Source organism: Streptomyces sp. NPDC014861, assembly GCF_043081625.1.
Lineage (GTDB): Bacteria > Actinomycetota > Actinomycetes > Streptomycetales > Streptomycetaceae > Streptomyces.
In genome coordinates this window covers 395,357-414,406 of the sequence record NZ_JBIBWV010000003.1, presented here as the reverse complement: position 1 = coordinate 414,406, position 19,050 = coordinate 395,357, and the positions used below count along the sequence as shown (strand labels likewise).

The 19,050-nt window shown below is 74.8% G+C and carries 16 protein-coding genes; 3 read left to right on the top strand and 13 right to left on the bottom strand.

The window, feature by feature from the left end; genetic code table 11:
• Nucleotides 1–9: 9 nt before the first annotated feature.
• Genes ACF1BN_RS08470 through ACF1BN_RS08460 form a run of 3 tightly spaced genes read left to right on the top strand, consistent with a single transcriptional unit; the run spans nt 10 to nt 3,720 of the window.
• A complete protein-coding gene (locus tag ACF1BN_RS08470) occupies nt 10–600 on the top strand; it encodes a 2Fe-2S iron-sulfur cluster-binding protein (protein WP_392330819.1) in 591 nt (196 codons plus the stop codon).
• Nucleotides 597–1,577 carry an FAD binding domain-containing protein gene (locus ACF1BN_RS08465; RefSeq protein ID WP_392330818.1) on the top strand — a complete coding sequence of 327 codons (981 nt, stop codon included), beginning with the start codon at nt 597–599 and terminating at the stop codon, nt 1,575–1,577. Before ACF1BN_RS08470 ends, ACF1BN_RS08465 begins: the two co-directional genes overlap by 4 nt.
• A 13-nt stretch (nt 1,578–1,590) precedes the next feature.
• A complete protein-coding gene (locus tag ACF1BN_RS08460) occupies nt 1,591–3,720 on the top strand; it encodes a xanthine dehydrogenase family protein molybdopterin-binding subunit (RefSeq protein WP_392330817.1) in 2,130 nt (709 codons plus the stop codon).
• Nucleotides 3,721–3,810: 90 nt separating this feature from the next.
• Here ACF1BN_RS08460 and ACF1BN_RS08455 read toward each other — a convergent pair whose 3' ends face one another.
• The 13 genes from ACF1BN_RS08455 to ACF1BN_RS08395 form a co-directional block, all read right to left on the bottom strand.
• The gene (locus ACF1BN_RS08455; protein ID WP_392330816.1) at nt 3,811–5,220 is read right to left on the bottom strand and encodes an alkaline phosphatase family protein; all 1,410 of its coding nucleotides are present in this window, start codon (nt 5,218–5,220) and stop codon (nt 3,811–3,813) included.
• Nucleotides 5,217–6,389 carry a metabolite traffic protein EboE gene (eboE, locus tag ACF1BN_RS08450; RefSeq protein ID WP_392330815.1) on the bottom strand — a complete coding sequence of 391 codons (1,173 nt, stop codon included), beginning with the start codon at nt 6,387–6,389 and terminating at the stop codon, nt 5,217–5,219. Before eboE ends, ACF1BN_RS08455 begins: the two co-directional genes overlap by 4 nt.
• A 15-nt stretch (nt 6,390–6,404) precedes the next feature.
• Nucleotides 6,405–7,253: a TatD family hydrolase gene (locus ACF1BN_RS08445; RefSeq protein ID WP_392330814.1), complete on the bottom strand. Its 849-nt coding sequence runs from the start codon at nt 7,251–7,253 to the stop codon at nt 6,405–6,407.
• Nucleotides 7,253–7,900 carry an EboA domain-containing protein gene (locus tag ACF1BN_RS08440; RefSeq protein WP_392330813.1) on the bottom strand — a complete coding sequence of 216 codons (648 nt, stop codon included), beginning with the start codon at nt 7,898–7,900 and terminating at the stop codon, nt 7,253–7,255. The genes ACF1BN_RS08445 and ACF1BN_RS08440 overlap by 1 nt, the downstream gene beginning before the upstream one ends.
• Nucleotides 7,897–8,784 (bottom strand): sugar phosphate isomerase/epimerase family protein, encoded by an 888-nt coding sequence (locus ACF1BN_RS08435; protein ID WP_392330812.1) that lies wholly within the window; start codon nt 8,782–8,784, stop codon nt 7,897–7,899. The genes ACF1BN_RS08440 and ACF1BN_RS08435 overlap by 4 nt, the downstream gene beginning before the upstream one ends.
• Nucleotides 8,785–8,885: 101 nt before the next feature.
• Entirely contained in the window at nt 8,886–10,025 is a 1,140-nt protein-coding gene (locus ACF1BN_RS08430) for an SCO3242 family prenyltransferase (protein WP_392330811.1), read from the bottom strand.
• Entirely contained in the window at nt 10,022–11,191 is a 1,170-nt protein-coding gene (locus tag ACF1BN_RS08425) for an inositol-3-phosphate synthase (protein ID WP_392330810.1), read from the bottom strand. The genes ACF1BN_RS08430 and ACF1BN_RS08425 overlap by 4 nt, the downstream gene beginning before the upstream one ends.
• Before the next feature lie 116 nt (nt 11,192–11,307).
• Nucleotides 11,308–12,315 (bottom strand): sugar phosphate isomerase/epimerase family protein, encoded by a 1,008-nt coding sequence (locus tag ACF1BN_RS08420; RefSeq protein ID WP_392330809.1) that lies wholly within the window; start codon nt 12,313–12,315, stop codon nt 11,308–11,310.
• Between the two features lie 12 nt (nt 12,316–12,327).
• Nucleotides 12,328–13,581 (bottom strand): Gfo/Idh/MocA family protein, encoded by a 1,254-nt coding sequence (locus tag ACF1BN_RS08415; RefSeq protein WP_392330808.1) that lies wholly within the window; start codon nt 13,579–13,581, stop codon nt 12,328–12,330.
• A 127-nt stretch (nt 13,582–13,708) separates the two neighbouring features.
• A complete protein-coding gene (locus ACF1BN_RS08410; protein ID WP_392330807.1) occupies nt 13,709–14,761 on the bottom strand; it encodes a substrate-binding domain-containing protein in 1,053 nt (350 codons plus the stop codon).
• A gap of 53 nt (nt 14,762–14,814) precedes the next feature.
• The gene (locus ACF1BN_RS08405; RefSeq protein ID WP_392330806.1) at nt 14,815–15,840 is read right to left on the bottom strand and encodes an ABC transporter permease; all 1,026 of its coding nucleotides are present in this window, start codon (nt 15,838–15,840) and stop codon (nt 14,815–14,817) included.
• Nucleotides 15,837–17,363 carry a sugar ABC transporter ATP-binding protein gene (locus ACF1BN_RS08400; RefSeq protein ID WP_392330805.1) on the bottom strand — a complete coding sequence of 509 codons (1,527 nt, stop codon included), beginning with the start codon at nt 17,361–17,363 and terminating at the stop codon, nt 15,837–15,839. Before ACF1BN_RS08400 ends, ACF1BN_RS08405 begins: the two co-directional genes overlap by 4 nt.
• A gap of 391 nt (nt 17,364–17,754) precedes the next feature.
• A complete protein-coding gene (locus tag ACF1BN_RS08395) occupies nt 17,755–18,936 on the bottom strand; it encodes an ROK family protein (protein ID WP_392331013.1) in 1,182 nt (393 codons plus the stop codon).
• Nucleotides 18,937–19,050 lie beyond the last annotated feature (114 nt).

Genomic DNA, 19,050 nt, shown 5'->3' with positions numbered 1-19,050 from the left:
GCGGACACCGTGGACCGCGACGGAACGGCCGGCCGCGACGACGGTCGCGGCGAGGGACGCGACGGGCCGGAGAAGTCCACGTCGTCCGTGACCCTCCAGGTCAACGAGGCCGTCCACGACCTCCGGCTGGACAACCGCACCACCCTCCTCGACGCCCTGCGCGAGCACCTGGACCTGACCGGAGCCAAGAAGGGGTGCGACCACGGGCAGTGCGGTGCCTGCACCGTCCTGGTCGGGGGGCGCCGCGTGAACAGCTGCCTGCTCCTCGCGGTCGCCTGCGACGAGCCCGTCACCACCGTCGAGGGCCTCGCACGGGACGGCCGGCTCCATCCGCTCCAGGAGGCCTTCGTCGCCCGCGACGCCCTCCAGTGCGGCTACTGCACCCCCGGGCAGATCTGCTCCGCCGTCGCCCTCCTCGACGAGGCGGCCGCCGGGCACCCCTCCCATGTGACGCCACCGCGCGCCGCAGGCGCCGAAGGCGCCGCGGATCTCACCCGCGACGAGATCCGCGAGCGCATGAGCGGCAACCTCTGCCGCTGCGGCGCCTATCCCCGCATCGTCGACGCCGTCGCCGACGCGCACCGGGAGAGCGTCCGGTGAAGCCCTTCGAGCACGTGCGCGCCGAGCGCACCGAGCAGGCCCTCGCCGCCCACGCCCGCCACCCCCGCGCCCAGTACCTCGCGGGCGGGACCAATCTCGTCGACCTGATGAAGCTCGGCGTGGCCGACCCTCCGCTCCTCGTGGACATCGGCCGGCTGCCGCTGGACATCGTCGCCGAGACGTCCGACGGGGGCCTCGGCATCGGCGCCACCGTCCGCAACAGCGACCTGGCGGCCCACCCGCTCGTCCGCGCCCGCTACCCCGCCCTGTCGCAGGCCCTCCTCTCCGGGGCCTCCCCCCAGCTCCGCAACGCCGCCACCACCGGCGGCAACCTCCTCCAGCGCACCCGCTGCCCGTACTTCCAGGACGTCTCCCACCCGTGCAACAAGCGGGAACCCGGCACCGGCTGCCCCGCGCGGGAAGGCGTCCACCGCGATCTCGCCGTACTCGGCCATTCGGCGCACTGCGTCGCCACCCACCCGTCGGACATGGCCGTCGCCCTGGCCGCCCTCGACGCCCGGGTGCGCCTGCTCGGCCCCGACGGCGCGCGCGAGGTCCCGCTCACCGACTTCCACCGGCTGCCGGGCGACCGGCCGGAACAGGACACCGTCCTGCTCCCCGGAGAACTCGTCACCGAGGTCGTCCTCCCTCCGGCCGCGGGAACCAGCGCCTACCGGAAGGCCCGCGACCGCGCCTCGTACGCCTTCGCCCTCGCTTCCGTCGGCGCCGTCCTCGACGTCGCCGACGGCCGCGTCCGGCACGTGGCCCTCGCCTTCGGCGGACTCGCCCACCGGCCCTGGCGTGCCCGCGCCGCCGAGGAGGTCCTGCGGGGAGCGCCCGCCGACGAGGAGACCTTCGGCCGTGCCGTCGACGCCGAACTGGCGGCAGCCCGGCCGCTGCGCGACAACGGCTTCAAGGTGCCGCTCGCCCGAGGCCTCGCCGTCCGCGTGCTCACCGACCTCGCCGCCGCCAGCTGAGGAGCCACCCCGCATGTGCCCCCCGCCGACACCCTCCGCACCGGCCTCAGGCGCCGACACCGAACGCCGCGACGCCCGGCACAAGGTCACCGGAACCGCCCGCTACGCCGCCGAGCACACCCCTCCCGGCTGTCTGCACGCCGCGCCCGTACCCGCCACCGTCGCCCGGGGCCGGATCACCGCCGTGCACGCCGACGAGATCCTGCGCCGGCCCGGCGTCCACGCCGTCCTCAGCCACGAGAACGCCCCTCGGCTCGGCGAGACCGACGACCCGACCCTGGCCGTGCTCCAGAACGACCGCGTCCCCCACCGCGGGTGGTACGTCGCCCTCGTCGTCGCCGACACCCCGGAGAACGCCCGCGAGGCCGCCGACGCCCTGCGCGTGGAGTACGCCCCCGAGGAACACGACGCCGGACCGGCCGACGGCCATCCCCGCCTCTACACCCCGGAGGAGGCGAACGGCGGCCACCCCGCCGTCCGCGAGAGGGGCGACTTCGACGACGCCTTCGCCGCCTCGGCCGTCCGCGTCGACGCCACGTACACCCTGACCGCCCTGCACAACCACCCCATGGAACCGCACGCCTCCACAGCCTGGTGGACCGACGGCGACCTGACCGTCCATGACTCGAACCAGGGGTCCACGACCGTACGGAAGGTCCTCTCCCGGCTGTTCGCCGTGCCCCGGGAGCGGGTCACGGTCAGTGCCGCCCACGTCGGCGGCGGGTTCGGCTCCAAGGGCACCCCGCGCCCCCAGGTCGTCCTCGCGGTCATGGCGGCGCGGTACACCGGACGCCCCGTCAAGCTCTCGCTCCCCCGCCGCCACCTGCCCGCCGTCGTCGGCCACCGCGCCCCCACCGTCCAGCGCGTCCGCATCGGCGCGGACACCCACGGCGTGATCCGCGCACTCGCCCACGACGTCACCACACAGACCTCCACCGTCAAGGAGTTCGTGGAGCAGGCCGCCGTCCCCGCCCGCGTCATGTACACCTCGCCGCACAGCCGCACGACCCACCGTGTGGTGGCCCTCGACGTCCCCACGCCCTCGTGGATGCGCGCCCCCGGCGAGGCGTCCGGCATGTACGCCCTCGAAGCCGCCATGGACGAGCTCGCCGCCGCCACCGGCCTCGACCCCGTCGAACTCCGCCTGCGCAACGAACCGGACCGGGAACCCGACAGCGGCCGGCCGTTCAGCAGCAGGAACCTCGCCGGCTGTCTCCGCGAGGGCGCCCGGCTCTTCGGTTGGGAGGGCCGCGACCCCCGGCCGGGCGTGCGCCGCTCCGGCGACCTCCTCTCGGGCACGGGCGTGGCCTCGGCGACCTACCCGTACCTCGTCGGCCCGTCGACGGCGACCGTCCACGCCGCACCCGACGGCACGCACACCGTGCGGCTCGACGCCACGGACATCGGCACCGGGGCGCGCACCGTCCTCGCACAGATCGCCGCCGACGCGCTCGGCACCCCGGTGGACTCGGTCCGGGTGGAACTCGGCAGCAGTGCCCTGCCCGACGCCCCGCTGGCGGGCGGCTCCTCGGGCACGTCGTCCTGGGGCTGGGCCGTCCACCAGGCCTGCACCGACCTCGCCGAACGGCTGCGCACCCGCTCCGGCCCGCTGCCGCCCGAGGGCCTGACCGCGCGGGCCGACACCGCGGACGAGGCGGGGAAGGAGTCCTCGTACGCCCGGCACGCCTTCGGTGCCCACTTCGCGGAGGTCGAGGTGGACGCGGTGACCGGCGAGGTGCGGGTGCGCCGGCTGCTCGGCGTCTTCGCCGCCGGCCGGATCCTCAACCCGCGGACCGCCCGCTCCCAGTTCGTCGGGGGCATGACCATGGGCATCGGCATGGCGCTGACCGAGGGCAGCACCCTCGACCTTCGGTCCGGGGAGTTCGTGGAGCGGGACCTGGCCTCGTACCACGTCCCCGTCAACGCCGACGTACCGTCCGTGGAGGCGCACTGGCTCGACGAGGAGGATCCCCACCTCAATCCCATGGGCAGCAAGGGGATCGGGGAGATCGGCATCGTCGGCACGGCGGCCGCCGTGGCGAACGCCGTGCACCACGCCGTGGGCGTGCGCCTGCGCGACCTGCCCCTGACACCGGACCGCCTGCTGCCGCACCTGCACGGGCTGCGGGGCCGGCGGCGCTGACCGGGTGACGAGGAGCACGGGGACCGGCCACCGCGCGTTCGACCGCGCCGTCGGCGCCGTGTCGATGCTGTCCGGCTTCTCCCCGGCGGGTCAGTCCGGCGGCGTCGTGGCCAGGGCCAGCAGGAGGGCCTTCACCTCCGTGGCCGCGAGGCGGCCGGGCAGGGCGCCCGGCGCCGAGCACAGGACGAGCGGGCCTTCGTCGTCGGCGGCGGGGAGGCGGCCGTGGCTGCCGCGGACGGGGGCGGGATCGAGGGGGACCACGGCGAGGCGGTAGCGCATTCCGAGCTTCTTGCGGGCGAGCGCGGTCGCCGCCTTGACGCGCACGTAGGGGTTCTCGGGGTCCATGAAGAGTTCGGCGGGGTCGTAGCCGGGCTTGCGGTGGATGTCGACCAGCTGCGCGAAGTCGGGAGCCCTGGCGTCGTCGAGCCAGTAGTAGTACGTGAACCACGCGTCCGGCTCGGCGACGGCGACGAGCTCGCCGGAGCGCGGGTGGTCGAGGCCGTGCTCCTTCTTGCCGTCGCTGTCGAGGAGCCGGTCGACCCCGGGCAGGTCGGCGAGGGCTTCGCGCGCGGCCGGGACGTCCTCGGGCCTGCGGACGTACACGTGGGCGAGCTGGTGGTCGGCGACCGCGAAGGCGCGGGAGGCGGCCGGGTCGAGGTACTCCATGCCGGCCTGGGTGTGGACCTCCAGGAGTCCGGCGCGCCGCAGGGCGCGGTTGATGTCGACGGGACGGCGCACACGGGTGATGCCGTACTCGGACAGCGCCACGACCGTGCGCCCTTCGCGCCGGGCGTCCTCCAGCAGCGGGCCGATGACCGTGTCGAGTTCGGCGGCGGCCCGGTGCGCGCGCGGGTCGTCGGGGCCGTAGCGCTGGAGGTCGTAGTCGAGGTGGGGCAGGTAGCACAGGGTGAGGTCGGGGCGGCGGGTCCGCATGACGTGCCGGGTGGCGTCGGCGATCCAGCGGCTGGAGACGATGTCGGCGCCGGGGCCCCAGAAGCGGAACAGCGGGAAGGTGCCCAGCAGCGCGGTGAGTTCGTCGTGGAGCGCGGCCGGACGGGTGTAGCAGTCGGGTTCCTTGCGTCCGTCGGCGTGGTACACGGGGCGGGGGGTGACGGTGAGGTCGGTGTCCGCGCCCATCGCGTACCACCAGCAGATGTTGGCGACGGTGTAGTCGGGCCAGGTGCGGCGGGCGGCGTCCCAGACGCGGTCGCCGCCCACGAGGGCGTGGTGCTGGCGCCAGAGCAGGACCTCGCCGAGTTCGCGGAAGTACCAGCCGTTGGCGACGACGCCGTGCTCCGAGGGGAGGGCGCCGGTCAGGAAGGTGGTCTGGACGGTGCACGTGACGGCCGGCAGGACGGTGGTCAGCGGGGCGTGCGAGCCCGACGCGGCCAGGGCCCGCAGGTTCGGCATGTGGGCGAGGAGCCGGGGAGTGAGGCCGACGACGTCCAGGACGAGGAGCGGCGTGGGGCGGGCGGTCGGCGCGGCGGTGGGAGTGGTCATGGGAGCTCCTTGAGGCCGAGGTCGGTCAGGAGGGAGCGGGCCAGGTCGAGTTCGGCGGCGATGCCGTCGTGGAGCCGGGCCCGCGTGCGCGGCCGCAGTGCCGGAGGCAGGGCCTGCCAGGTGTACGTCTCGACCTCCAGGTGGCGGGTGCGGGGGACGGAACCGCCGACGAGCAGCCCGAGGGTCTCCCTCAGGACCGGCATCGTGGAGGTCAGCGGCGGGGCGGGACGTGCGTGCAGGGGGACGTGGAAGTGGGAGCGCCAGGGGGTCGTGCCGGGGAGGGCGGCTCCGGTGAGGGCTTCGTCGAGGTCGTCGGTGCCGCGTCGGCCCTCGGGGGTGAGGGCGCGGGTCTGGTGGAGGAAGCGGGGTTCGACGTACGCCGCGAGCGCCTCGCGCACGGCGGGGAGGTGCGGGTGCTCGGCGTGGAGGGCGGCGGAGAGCTGGGCCTTGGGGACGGGGACGCCCGCCGCGTGGAGGGCGGCGAGCGCGGCGGGCGGGTCCTCGAACGAGGTGGCGAGGTGGCAGGTGTCGACGCAGACGCCGATGCGGTGCGGTGCCCCGACGGCGGTGAGGGGGGCGATGGCGTCGGTGGTCGTCTCCACGACGCAGCCGGGTTCGGGTTCGAGCGCGACGCGGAGGGACCGGCCGGTCAGTTCCTCCAGCGCGTCGAGACGCTCCGCGAGGGTGGTGAGGGCCGCGCGGCAGGCTTCGGCCCGGGCGGGCCCGAAACCCGTGCGCCAGCCGAGGGGCAGGGTGGAGATCGTGCCCTCGGTGACGTCGTCGGGCAGGAGGGCCGCGAGGAGGCGGGCGAGATCGGTGGTGTGGGCCAGTCTGGCGGGATGGGCCCAGTCCGGTCGGTACACGCGGTACTTGACCTCCTCCCCGCCGAAGCCCTCGTACGGGAAGCCGTTGAGTGTGACGACCTCCAGGCCGCGCCGCTCCAGCTCGGCCCGCAGGCCCCGCAGGGCACCGGGGTCGTCGACGAGGGCGCGGGCCGCCGGCCTGGCGAGCCACAGGCCGATGCCGAGCCGGTCGCGGCCGAGTCTGCGGCGGACGGGTTCGCAGTGATCGCGGAGCTGGGCGAGGACGCCGTCGAGGGTCTCGGCCGGATGGACGTTGGTGCAGTAGGCGAGGTGGACGACGGAGCCGTCGGCATGGCGGAAGCGCATCTCGGTACCGCCTCCTCATTCCCCGCCGCGCAGCACGGAGTTGCCCTCGTGGGTGCCTAGGGCCGGTGGCACGTCGAGGGCGAGGCGGCCGCTGATCCCGTAGAAGGCGACGGGGTTGCGCCACAGGACCAGGTCCACGTCGTCCTCGCCGAAGCCCGCGGCGAGCATCGCGTCGGCGACGGCGCGGGTCTTGAGCGGATCGCTCCTCCCCCAGTCCGCCGCCGAGTTGACGAGCACCTTCTCCGGCCCGTGGGCGCGCAGGACCGCGACCATCCGGTCCTCGTCCATCTTGGTGTCCGGGTAGACGGAGAAGCCCAGCCAGCAGCCGCTCTCCTTCGCCTCCCCCACCGTCGTCTCGTTGAGGTGGTCGAGCAGCACGTGGTCGGGTGCCAGCGCGGACTCCCGCACGACGTCGAGCGTGCGGCGCAGCCCCGCGAGCTTGTCGCGGTGCGGGGTGTGGACGAGGGCGGGCAGCCCGTGGTCGGCGGCCATCTGGAGCTGGGCGGCGAGGGCGGTGTCCTCGGCGGGGGTCATCGAGTCGTAGCCGATCTCGCCGACCGCGACGACGGAGTCCTTGACGAGGTAGCGGGGCAGGACGTCGAGGACGGGGACGCAGCGGGGGTCGTTGGCCTCCTTGGGGTTGAGCGCGAGGGCGCAGTGGTGCGCGATGCCGTACTGGGCGGCCCGGTACGGCTCCCAGCCGAGGAGCGCGTCGAAGTAGTCGAGGAAGCTCGCCGGGGAGGTGCGCGGCTGGCCGAGCCAGAAGGCGGGCTCGACCAGGGCGCGCACCCCGGCGGCGTACATGGCCTCGTAGTCGTCGGTGGTGCGGGAGGTCATGTGGATGTGCGGGTCGAAGAGACGCATCAGCACTCCTCCGCGGGTCGGCGGGGGCCTTGGGCGGCCAGGGCGAGCACGTGGTACAGGTCGTCGGGGACGGGGCGGCCGGCGGCGGTGCGCTCGGCGGCGTGGTCGGCGAGCATGCGCGCCAGGTCGGCGTCGCCGCGGGCGCGCCGGGGCAGGTCGGCGACGGCGCTGACGGGGACCTCGGTGAAGAGGCACTTGAGGACGGCGTGCCGCCACGCGTGCTGGTCGAGGTGGGCTGCCGCGTAGGGGCCGACGGCGGCGGCGACGAGCCGTGCGTCGTGGGTGCGCAGGGCGTCCTCGACGAGGGGCAGGGCGTGGGGGCCGGTGAGGAGGTGCGGCAGGGCGTGGAGCACGGCGCGGCGTTCGGCGGCGCTGCCGTGGTGGTAGAGGCGCGCGAGGTCCTCCGGTGCGGGGCGGACCGCCGCGAGGAGGGCGGTGCGGACGGCGTCGGCGTGCTCGGCTCCGCAGGAACGTCCGGCGGCGGCGAACCGCAGTTCCCAGGCGGGGGTGGTTCCCGGAGGGTCGGTCGAGGACGGGCCGCCGGTCCGTTCCGCCTCGGCCAAGGCGTCGTCGAGCCAGGCCCGGGGCCCTGGAGGGAGCGGCGTGCGCAGGTGGCGGAGGGTGTCCTGGGGCGGGGTCGCGTTCACGCGGTCAGCGGTCCTTTCGGCTGCACGGCGCGGAGGAAGGACAGGGAGGAGCGGGCGAGTTCCGGGCCGGCGTGGGAGTGGCGCGGCAGCTCGACGACGGTGAGCCCTTGGTATCCGGTGGACGCGAGGGCGTCGAGGACCGGAGGAAAGTCGATCTCGCCGTCGCCGAACGGAAGGTGCTCGTGGACGCCGCGCCGCATGTCCTCGATCTGGACGTGGCGCAGCCAGGGGCCCGCTGCCCGGACGCAGTCGGCGACCGGTGCGGGTTCCAGGCATCGGCAGTGGCCGATGTCGAGCGTGAGGCCGAGGGCGGCGGGGCTTCCGGTGAGGGCGCGCAGGTGGTGGAAGTCGGCGAGGGTGGCGAGGAGATGGCCGGGTTCGGGTTCGATCGCGAGCGGTACGCCCGCTGCGTCGGCCGCCTCGACCACCGGGGTGAGGGTGGTGGCGAGACGCGCCCAGGCGGTGTCCGGGTCGGTACCCGGTGGGGCGGGCCCGCTGAAGCAGTGCACGGCGTGGGCGTCGAGGTCGGCGGCGGTCCGCACGGCGGTGAGGAGCAGCCGCACACGCGCCGCGCGGGCCTCCGGGTCGGGGTCCAGCAGGGAGGGGCCGTGCTTGCGGCGCGGATCGAGGACGTAGCGGGCGCCGGTCTCGACGGTGACGGTGAGGCCGAGGGCGCCCAGTCGGCGCGCGACACGGGCGGTGCGGGCGGCCAGGTCGGGGGCGAGGGGGTCGAGGTGCATGTGGTCGAGGGTGAGGCCGACGCCGTCGTAGCCGAGGTCGGCGAGGAGGGCGAGGGCGTCGTCGAGGCGGAGGTCGGTCAGCCCGTTGGTGCCGTACCCGTATCGGAGGGCGGAGGACGCGGTGGAGGAGCGGGCTTCGGTCATGTGGGGATCGGTCGAGTGGGGATAGGTCGAGTGGGAATCGGTTGAGTGGGGCCCGGTCATGTGGGGTTCGGCCACGCGGGGCTCGGTCATGCGGCGCTCGGTCATGTGGGGCTGACCTTTCGCGCGAGGCGGCGGGCGACCGGCGCGAGGCCCAGCAGCGCCGCGCCCGCGACCGGCGATCCGGAGCGGGCGGCCAGGACGGCCTGGAGGGGGATCATGGCCCGGATGCCGCCGCCGACCGCGCGCCGGGTGAGGGACGGGGAGGGGTTCAGGACGGCGTGGAGGAGGGGGCCGGCGGCGGTACGGAGGTAGGCGCCGGCCATGAGCACCGCGACCCGGTCCGACGCGACGCGGCGGTGGCGGGCCGGAGAGGGGCCGGCACCGGGGGCGGTCGGCCCGGCGTCCGGCCGGGGTGTCGCGCGGCGGGGTCCTCGCGCGGGGCCGGACCGGTCGCGGCGGTCGGTACGCCCACGGGTGCGGCGTACCTCGCCCGGCGGGTACGGCCCGGCACCGGCGGTGAGGAGACCGAGCAGCACCGCCGTGACGAGGGCCCCCGCCGGAGCCGCCGTGGAGCCGCCGTCGGCCTCGTGCCGGGAGACGGCGGTGACGGCGTAGGTGTGCGCGGCCAGGGCCGCGGCGGACGGCGCGGCGGCGGCCAGCACGTCGATCCCGGCCCGACCGGCCGGCCCGGCGCGCCCGCCGCTCGCCGTCGCGGCGGTTCGCGGCGGGTTCGGCACCGCGGGTCGGGTGTCCCGCGTCCGCCCAGGGGCGGCGGTCGCGAGGGCGCCGAGGAGGACGTCGAGCCCCCGGGCGGCGGCCATCGCCGCCGGGCCCGCGGCCGTGTGCTTGAGCCGGAGGTCGTAGGCCCACACGGTCGCGGCCAGCGCCGAGGCGACGGCCAGCGCCGGCCGTCCCGCCCGGGACGCGAGCGCCAGGCCCGTGGCGGTGAGGGCGCCGGCCGCGCCGAGGGCGGCGGCCGGGGCGACGCGGCCCGACGGCAGGGGCCGCCGCGGGCGTTCGACGGCGTCGACGTGGCGGTCCGCCCAGTCGTTGAGCGCCATGCCCGCCTCGTACAGGCAGACGGAGGCACCTACGGCCCACGCGGTCCCGCGGCCGGGTCGCAGTCCGGCGGCCGCCGCGCCCGCGAGGGCGTCGCCGGGGACGCTGGGCAGCGCCGACACCCGCAGCAGTTCTCCCCACGCCCGTGCCGTCCCCGGGCGCGGCCCCGGCGCGCCGGTCATCGGGCCCCGTCCCGGAGCCGGCCCGCGAAGGCGACGAGGGCGTCGAACTGCGCGGCCAGGGCGGCGGGGCCGCCGTCCGGGTCCTTGAAGTAGAAGCCGAGTTCGGGACGGGGTCCGGTGAGACCGACCTCGTGGGCGCGGGCGGCGAACCGGGCCAGGTCCAGGACGAGGGGGGCGGCGAGGGCCGAGTCGCAGCCCTGCCAGATGGTCTGGAGGATCATGCGGGAGCCGAGGAACCCGTCGAAGGCGATGTGGTCCCAGGCGGTCTTCCACTCACCGAGGGCGGGGACGTCGTCGATGTGGACGGTGCCCTCGACACCGGGGCCGAGGATGTCGGCGAGCACGCGCTCCTTGCCCGCGTTCTTCGCCGCGGCGGCGGCCGGGTCGGCGAGTGTGGCGCCGTCCCCGCCGCCCAGCAGATTGGTGCCGGACCAGGCGCGCACGGCCAGCGCCCGCTGCACGAGCATCGGGGCGAGGACGGACCGCAGCAGCGTCTGGCCGGTCTTGCCGTCGCGGCCCGCGTACGGGACGGCGCTCGCCGCGACGGCCTCGGCGAGGGCGGGGGCGAACAGGCCGGTGGAGGGGGTGAAGTTGACGTAGGGGCAGTCGGCTCGGAGCGCGGCGGCGGCGTAGAGCGCGCTCGCCGGGAGGCGGGGGGCGTCCGGCTCGGGGAGCGGCTCCGTGGAGGCGACGTGGACGACGACGACCCGCGCGAGGGCGTGGCGGGTGCGGAAGCCGGCGAGGTCGCCGGTGAAGCGGGTGATCAGTTCCTCGTCGGTCCTGCGGTCGCCGGGCAGCGGCCCGCCGGGCCGTATCTCCTCGTCGGCCGCTGCCAGTTCGGTGTGCACGGCGCGGGCGAGTCCGGAGGGCAGGACCCTGTCCGACGTGAGGTCCTCGGCGCGCTTCGGCAACGGGCAGTCGGAGGTGTCGTGGCCGCCGAAGACGAGGGTGTCGAGGCCGGGGAGTCCGGCGTCGGTGAACGGCGGCGTCTCGGTGACCATGCCGGTCGGAGGATGGAGTCCGGCGGTGACGGCGGCGCAGCCGGCGACGGCCGTGGTCGCCACCGAGCCACGAGCTCCGACGAACCAGACTCCGGTGCGTCCGGTCCGGTCGTCGGCCGGCGTTCGCTGAGCGTTCCCGTGGTGCACGCGCTGCCTCCCTGACATGTGGGGTGTCATCGGGGTGGAGACGGCGGGCGGGGGGTACGGCGCCCCCTCGCCCGCCGTCGCTCGTGGGTGGCCCCGCGTGCGCGGTGTCGCGCGGCGGAGCCCGTACGGCGGGGCTACTCGCCCCGTCCCGAGAAGGCCGCGTCGAAGGCGGCGCTCGGCGGGTCGAAGTCGAAGCGCCTGAGGTGGGCGAGGGCCTCCGGCGCGCCGGCGAGCCGGTCCATGCCCGCGTCCTCCCACTCGACGGAGATCGGACCGGCGTAGCCGATGGAGCGGAGCATCCGGAAGACGTCCTCCCAGGGGACGTCGCCGTGGCCGGCGGAGACGAAGTCCCAGCCGCGGCGCGGGTCGCCCCAGGGCAGGTGGGAGCCGAGGCGGCCGTTCCGCCCGTCGAGCCGGGTGCGGGCCTCCTTGCAGTCGACGTGGTAGATCCGGTCGCGGAAGTCGTAGAGGAAGCCGACCGGGTCGAGGTCCTGCCAGACGAAGTGGCTGGGGTCGAAGTTGAGTCCGAAGGCGGGCCGGTTGTCGACGGCGTCCAGGGCTCGCTTCGTGGTCCAGTAGTCGTAGGCGATCTCGCTCGGGTGGACCTCGTGGGCGAAGCGGACGCCCTCCGCGTCGAAGACGTCGAGGATCGGGTTCCAGCGCTCGGCGAAGTCCTCGTAGCCGCGCTCGATCATGCGCTCGGGGACGGGCGGGAACATGGCGACCAGGTGCCAGATCGAGGAGCCGGTGAAGCCGACGACGGTGTCGACGCCGAGGGCGGCGGCGGCGCGGGCGGTGTCCTTCAGCTCGGCCGCCGCGCGCCTGCGCACCCCTTCCGGCTCGCCGTCGCCCCAGATCCGGGGAGGGAGGATGCCCTGGTGGCGTTCGTCGATGGGGTGGTCGCAGACGGCCTGGCCGACGAGGTGGTTGGAGACGGCCCAGCAGCGCAGGCCGTACTTCTCCAGGAGGGCGCGCCGCCCGTCGAGGTAGGCCGGGTCGGCGAGGGCCTTGTCGACCTCGAAGTGGTCTCCCCAGCAGGCGAGTTCGAGCCCGTCGTAGCCGAAGTCGCGCGCCAGTGCGCAGACCTCCTCCAGGGGCAGGTCGGCCCACTGGCCGGTGAACAGGGTGAACGGACGGGCCATGGTGTCTCCTCCTCAGACCTGGGCCTCGGTACGGGCGGGGGCGGCCGTCGCGGGGGGCGGGGGCGCGGTGCGGGGCACGGGTACGGGCGTGTAGACGGCGTTGTGCCCGGCGCTCTCCTCGACGGCCGCGAGGACCCGCTGGACCTGGAGGCCGTCGGCGAAGGACGGCGAGGGCTCCGCCCCCGTGGCGATGGTCATGACCAGATCGCGCGCCTGGTGGGCGAAGGTGTGCTCGTAGCCGAGGACGTGGCCGGGCGGCCACCACGCCTCCAGGTAGGGGTGGTCGGGCTCGGTGACGAGGATGCGGCGGAACCCCGCGGTGGCGGCCGGCTCCTGGTGGTCGTGGTAGAGCAGTTCGTTCAGGCGTTCCAGGTCGAAGGCGAGGGAGCCGAGTTCGCCGCTGATCTCCAGGCGCAGGGCGTTCTTGCGGCCGGGGGCCACGCGGCTCGCCTCGAAGGTCGCCAGGGCCCCGGACGCGAGCCGGCCGGTGAAGACGGCCGCGTCGTCCACGGTGACGGGGCCGCGGCCGGCGCCGCCCGCCCCGCTCAGCCCGGCGGAGACACCCGCGAGCAGGGGACGCTCCCTGACGAAGGTCTCCAGTTGCGCCGAGACCCCGACCAGCGGCTCCCCCGCCAGAAACTGTGCGAGGTCGACGATGTGCGCACCGAGGTCGCCGAGGGCGCCGGAGCCCGCGTGCTGCCGTTCCAGCCGCCAGGTCAGCGGGAAGTCCGGGTCCACGAGCCAATCCTGAAGGTACGTCAGGCGAACGTGGCGGAGGGCGCCGACGCGGCCCTCCGCGACGAGCCGGCGGGCGAGGGCGAGCGCGGGGACGCGCCGGTAGTTGAAGCCGACCATCGCCACCTGGCCGCGACTCCCGGCCCGTTCGGCGGCCTCGGCCATCGCCTCGGCCTCGGCGACGGTGTTGGCGAGCGGCTTCTCGCACAGCACGTGCTTGCCGGCGTCGAGCGCCGCGACGGCGATCTCGGCGTGGCGGTCGCCCGGGGTGCAGATGTCGACGAGGTGGACGTCGTCGCGGGCGATGAGGCGCCGCCAGTCGGTCTCGGCGGCCGCCCAGCCGTGCCGGGCGGCCGCGGCGTGCACGGCGGCGCGGTCCCGGCCGGCGACGGCGGCGAGGGCCGGACGCAGCGGCAGGTCGAAGACGCGTCCGGCGGTGCGCCACCCCTGGGAGTGGGCGGCGCCCATGAACGCGTACCCGATCAGGCCGACGCCGAGTGCCGGCGCGGTCTCGCTGTCCCTCTGTTCCATGGGTCTCCTCTCGCGGTACCGGCCGTGGCGGCCGGTGGAGCTGTCGGCTCCGTGGTGCCCGGTGCGCCGGGGTCCCGGGCGGGCGGCGGAGCGGCCGCCGGGCCCGCCCGGGGCGGCGCGCGGGCGGTCAGTTGAAGCCGGTGGGCAGGTAGTCGCCGACGTTGTCCCTGGTGACGACGGCCGAGTAGAGGGTCACCGACGAGGGGATCTCCAGTTCGGCCATGCCGCCGATGCCCTTGCCCTGTCCGAGGGCGCGGGCCAGGTCGATGGCGGAGGCGGCCATCGTCGGCGGGTAGAGGACGGTGGCCTTGAGGACGCCGTCGTCGGCCTTGATGGCGTCCATGGCCGACTTGGCCCCGGCGCCGCCCACCATGAGGAAGTCCTTGCGGCCGGCCTGGGCGATGGCGCGGAGGGCGCCGACGCCCTGGTCGTCGTCGTGGTTCCACAGGGCGTCGAACTGCAGCTGCGCCTGGAGCAGTTGGGCCATCTTGGCCTGGCCGGACTCGACGGTGAACTCGGCCGCCTGCCGGGCGACCTTGGTGATGTTGGGGTAGTTCTTCAGGGCGTCGTCGAAGCCCTGGGACCGCTGCTTGGTCAGTTCGAGGTTGTCCAGACCGGCGAGCTCGACGACCTTGGCGTTCGGCTTGTCCTTGAGCTGCTCCCCGATGTAGCGGCCGGCGTTGAGGCCCATGCCGTAGTTGTCGCCGCCGATCCAGCAGCGGTAGGCCTGCGGGGAGCCGAAGACGCGGTCCAGGTTGACGACGGGGATGCCGGCGGCCATGGCCTGGAGGCCGACCTGGGTGAGGGCCTTGCCGTCGGCCGGGAGGATGACCAGGACGTCGACCTTCTTGTTGATGAGGGTCTGGATCTGGCCGATCTGCGCGGCAGTGTCGTTGGAGCCCTCGGTGATCTCCAGGGTGACGTCGGCGTACTTCTTCGCGCGGTCCTTGGCGTTCTGGTTGATGGCGTTGAGCCAGCCGTGGTCGGCCTGGGGTCCTGCGAAGCCGATGGTGACGGGCCGGCCGGGCTTGTCGTCCGCGACGGGCGCGTTGCCGGCGGCGCTGGGGGCGGCCTGGTTCTTGGGCTCGTTGCTGGTACAGGCCGTGAGGAGCGCTCCGGCGGAGACGGCGGCGGAGCCGAGGAGCAGTCCTCTGCGGCTGGGGATACGGGACTCGGGCATGGCGGATCGACCTCCGGGAGGGGCGGGGCTGGTGCGGGGGGATGTGAGGAGGGTCAGTCGTCGCGCAGGGTGCGGCGCTGGACGAGGACGGCCGCGACGATGATCGCGCCCTTGGCGATCTGCTGGACGGCGCTCTCCAGGTTGTTCAGGGCGAAGATGTTGGTGATCGTGGTGAAGATGAGGACCCCGAGGACCGAGCCGACGATGGTGCCCCGGCCGCCGCTGAGGAGGGTGCCGCCGATGATCGCGGCGGCGATGGCGTCCAGCTCGTACAGGTTGCCGTTGGTGTTCTGCCCGGAGCCGGCGAGGACGATCAGCATGAAGGCGGCGATGCCGCAGCACAGGCCCGACAGGAGGTAGAGGGAGAGCCGCTGGCGGCGGACGTCGATGCCGGCCAGGCGGGCGGCCTCGGCGTTGCCGCCCACGGCGACCGTGCGCCGCCCGAAGGTGGTGCGGTTGAAGAGGAACCAGCCGGCGACCGTGACGGCGGCGAAGACGAGGACGAGCGGCGGGACGCCGAGGATGTAGGCGTCCTTGACGCCGAGGTCGAGGACGGAGTCGACGGTGACGATCTGGGTCTTGCCGTCGGTGAGCTGGAGGGCGAGGCCGCGGGCGGAGGCGAACATGGCGAGGGTGGCGATGAAGGGGACCATGCCGCCGTACGCCACGAGGACGCCGTTCACGAGTCCGCAGCCGACGCCGACCGCGACCGCGGTGAAGAGGATGCCGGCGAAACCGTACTCCTGGGTGGCGACGGTGGTGGCCCAGACCGAGGCGAGGGCGACGATCGCGCCGACCGACAGGTCGATGCCGCCGCTGGTGATGACGAAGGTCATGCCGACGGTCACGACGCCGATGACCGACGCCTGGGTGAGCACGAGCTGGAGGTTGCTGGTGGCGAGGAACTCGGCGGGCCTGGTGAGGCCCCCGACGGCCACCAGCGCGGCGAGGACGCCGAGGAGGGAGAGGCTGCGGACGTCGAGGCGGAGGACCGGCGGCCGGAGCGCGGGGGTCTTCCCGCCGGGCGCGGCGGGGGCGGGGGGCGCCTCCCGTCCCGCCGGGGTGGCTGAGTGCGTCATGCCGTCGGGCTTCCTTCCATCACGAGGTCGAGTACGCGGTGCTCGTCCAGCTCCCGGGCGTCGGCGGTGTGGACGACACCGCCCTCGCGCAGCACCAGGACGCGGTCGGCGAGGCCGAGGACCTCGGGCACCTCGCTGGAGACGAGGAGCACCGCGAGCCCCTCGTCGGCGAGTCTCCGGATGACGGCGTACAGCTCGGCACGGGCCCCGATGTCGACCCCCCGGGTCGGTTCGTCGAGCAGCAGCACCTTGCAGCCGCGCAGCAGCCAACGGGCGAGGACCGCCTTCTGCTGGTTGCCGCCGGAGAGGGTGCGGACAGGGGCGTCGGGGTCGTCGGGCCGCAGGGAGAGGGCGCGGGTGGCGTCCCGGGCGGCCGCCCGTTCCTTCGCCCGGTCGATCCGGCCGCCGCGCGCGAAGCGGGAGAGGGTCGAGAGGGTGACGTTGCGGGTGACGGACTCCATCGGGAGCAGCGCCTGGGCCTTGCGTTCCTCCGGGGCGAGGCCGATGCCGGCGCGGACGGCGGCGGGCACGCTGCCGGGCCGCAGGGGAACCCCGTCGACCAGCACCCGTCCCGCGGTCGGCCGCCGTGCCCCGTAGACCGTCTCCAGGATCTCGCTGCGGCCCGAGCCGACCAGGCCGGCCAGGCCGACGATCTCCCCCGGGCGCAGCTCCAGGTCGACACCGGCGAACTCCCCGTCGCGCGCCAGCCCTTCGACGCGCAGGACGGGTTCGGCGGTGAGCGGCCGGGCCGTCCGGTCGGGGCGCTCGGGGAAGACGTACTCGACGGCGCGGCCGGTCATCAGGCGGACGACCTCGTCCGTGGAGGTGGACTTGGCGGGGAGCCCGCCGGCGACGGTCCGGCCGTCCTTGATGACGGTGACGCGGTCCCCGATGCGGCGGATCTCCTCCAGGCGGTGCGAGATGTAGACGACGGCGACGCCGTCGGCGGTCAGGTCCTCGACCGTGCGGAAGAGGTTGTCGACCTCCTCCGGGTCGAGGGCGGCGGACGGCTCGTCCATGACGATGAGCCTGACCTCGTGGGAGAGCGCGCGGGCCATGGAGACGATCTGCCGCTGGGCGGCGGAGAGTTCGCCGACGGCACGGGCCGGGTCGATCTCGGCGTGGCCGAGCCGGCGGAGGAGTCCGGCGGTCGCCTCCCGGGCGACCCCGCTCCGGACGACGAAGCCGGCGGAGGTCGGTTCGTGGCCGAGGAAGACGTTCTCGGCCACGGACAGCCCCTCGACCAGGTCGAGTTCCTGGTAGATGGTGGCGATCCCGAGGCGCATCGCGGCGATCGGGGTGGCGGGGGCCACCGGCTCTCCGCGCCAGGTGATCCGCCCTCCGTCGGGCTGGTGGACGCCGGCGAGGACCTTGATCAGGGTGGACTTCCCGGCGCCGTTCTGGCCGAGGACGCAGTGGACCTCTCCGGACCGGACCTCCAGGTCCACGCCGTCGAGGGCACGGACGCCGGGGAACGACTTGGTGATGCCGGACATGCTGAGCAGGGGTGCTTCTGGTGCCATGACGATTCCTCGGCGAGTACGGCCGCGAGCGGGCGGGGCGGAGGGAGCGGGGCGGGGCGTGTACGTGGTGCGCGGGTGGGGCGTGTACGTGGTGCGCTGGGCGTGGGGTGGTGTACGTGGTGCGCGGGGCGTGTCACGCGAGGTGCGGGCAGCGGGACACGGGGAGGGGCATCCGGTCGACCCGTCCACGGATGTGACGGAGCATCACACGAGCCGCCCGGGGGCGGTGCCGCGTGTGGGGACTGCGGGGGTGCGTTGCTGCGGTGGTGCGGGCGTGCGGGACTACGGAAGTGCGTTGCTGCGGATGGTGCGGGACCGTGGTGCGGTGGTGCGCTCGGTGGGGGCGGTCACGGCGCGGATCCCGTTGTCCGGCGGGATCCGCACCAGAGGTTCAGGCCGGGGAGAACAGGTGGTCGCTGATGAGGCGGGCCGCGCCGATCACGCCGGCGGTCGAACCGAGCTCACCGAGGACGATCGGGAGGTTCCTGGTCGCCAGCGGCAGGGAGCGCCGGTAGACCTGGGTGCGCACGCTCGCCAGCAGCGTGTGGCCGAGGCCGGTGACGCCGCCGCCGATCACGACCATCCCGGGGTTGAAGGAGTTGACGAGTCCCGCGATCACCTGGCCGACCCGGCCACCGCCCGCGCGGATGAGGTCGAGGGCGACCTGGTCGCCCGCGGCGGCGGCCGCGGCCACGTCGGCGGAGGTGAGCTTGCCGTGCGTCTCCAGCCGGGCGGACAGCTCGGCCGTACCGCCCGCGCGCGCCGCGTCCTCGGCGTCCCGGGCGAGCGCGGACCCGCTGAAGTGGGCTTCGAGACAACCCTGGTTGCCACAGCCGCAGGCCCGGCCGTCCGGCTCGACCTGGATGTGGCCGATGTCGCCGGCGCTGCCGGTGGTGCCCCGGTGGACCTCGCCGCCGAGCACGATGCCGCAGCCGATGCCCGTACCGATCTTGACGTACAGGAAATCGGCGACGGACCGGGCGACACCGGCGTGCTGCTCGCCCATGGCCATCAGGTTGGCGTCGTTGTCGACCATGACGGGGCAGCCGAGGTCCTGGCTGAGGGCCTCACGGACGGGGAATCCGTCCCAGCCGGGCATGATCGGGGGCGCCACGGGGACGCCCTCCGGGAAGCGGACCGGTCCGGGGACCCCGATGCCGGCGCCGTCCAGACCGTCGGCCAGTCCGAGGGACTTGAGCTTGGCGACCATCGACAGCACCTGTTCGAAGACCGCGACAGGGCCCTCGCGCACGTCCATCGAGTGGTTGAGGTGGCCGAGCACTTCCAGTTCGGCGTTGGTGACGGCGACGTCGATCGAGGTCGCGCCGATGTCGACGCCGAGGAAGCGCAGGCCGGGGGTGAGGCGGATGTTGTGCGAGCGGCGCCCGCCGCGCGAGGCGGCGAGTCCGTCCGCCACGACGAGTCCCGTCTCCAGGAGCCGATCCACCTCGACCGCGAGCTTGGAGCGGGAGAGGTCGACCAGATCGCCGAGCTGGGCCCGGGAGTGGGGGCCGCCGTCGCGCAGCAGCCGGAGCAGCCGTGCCTGGTGCGCGTTGCCGGGCCTGGCCGTCATGCGTCGCACGTGGCCTCCTCCCCTGCTGTCTGGCGGTCCCGCGGCGGTCCCGGTGCGGGGATTCGTCCGTGGGGTCCGGCTGCTTTCGTGGGGAACGTAGCAGTCGGTTTTCCG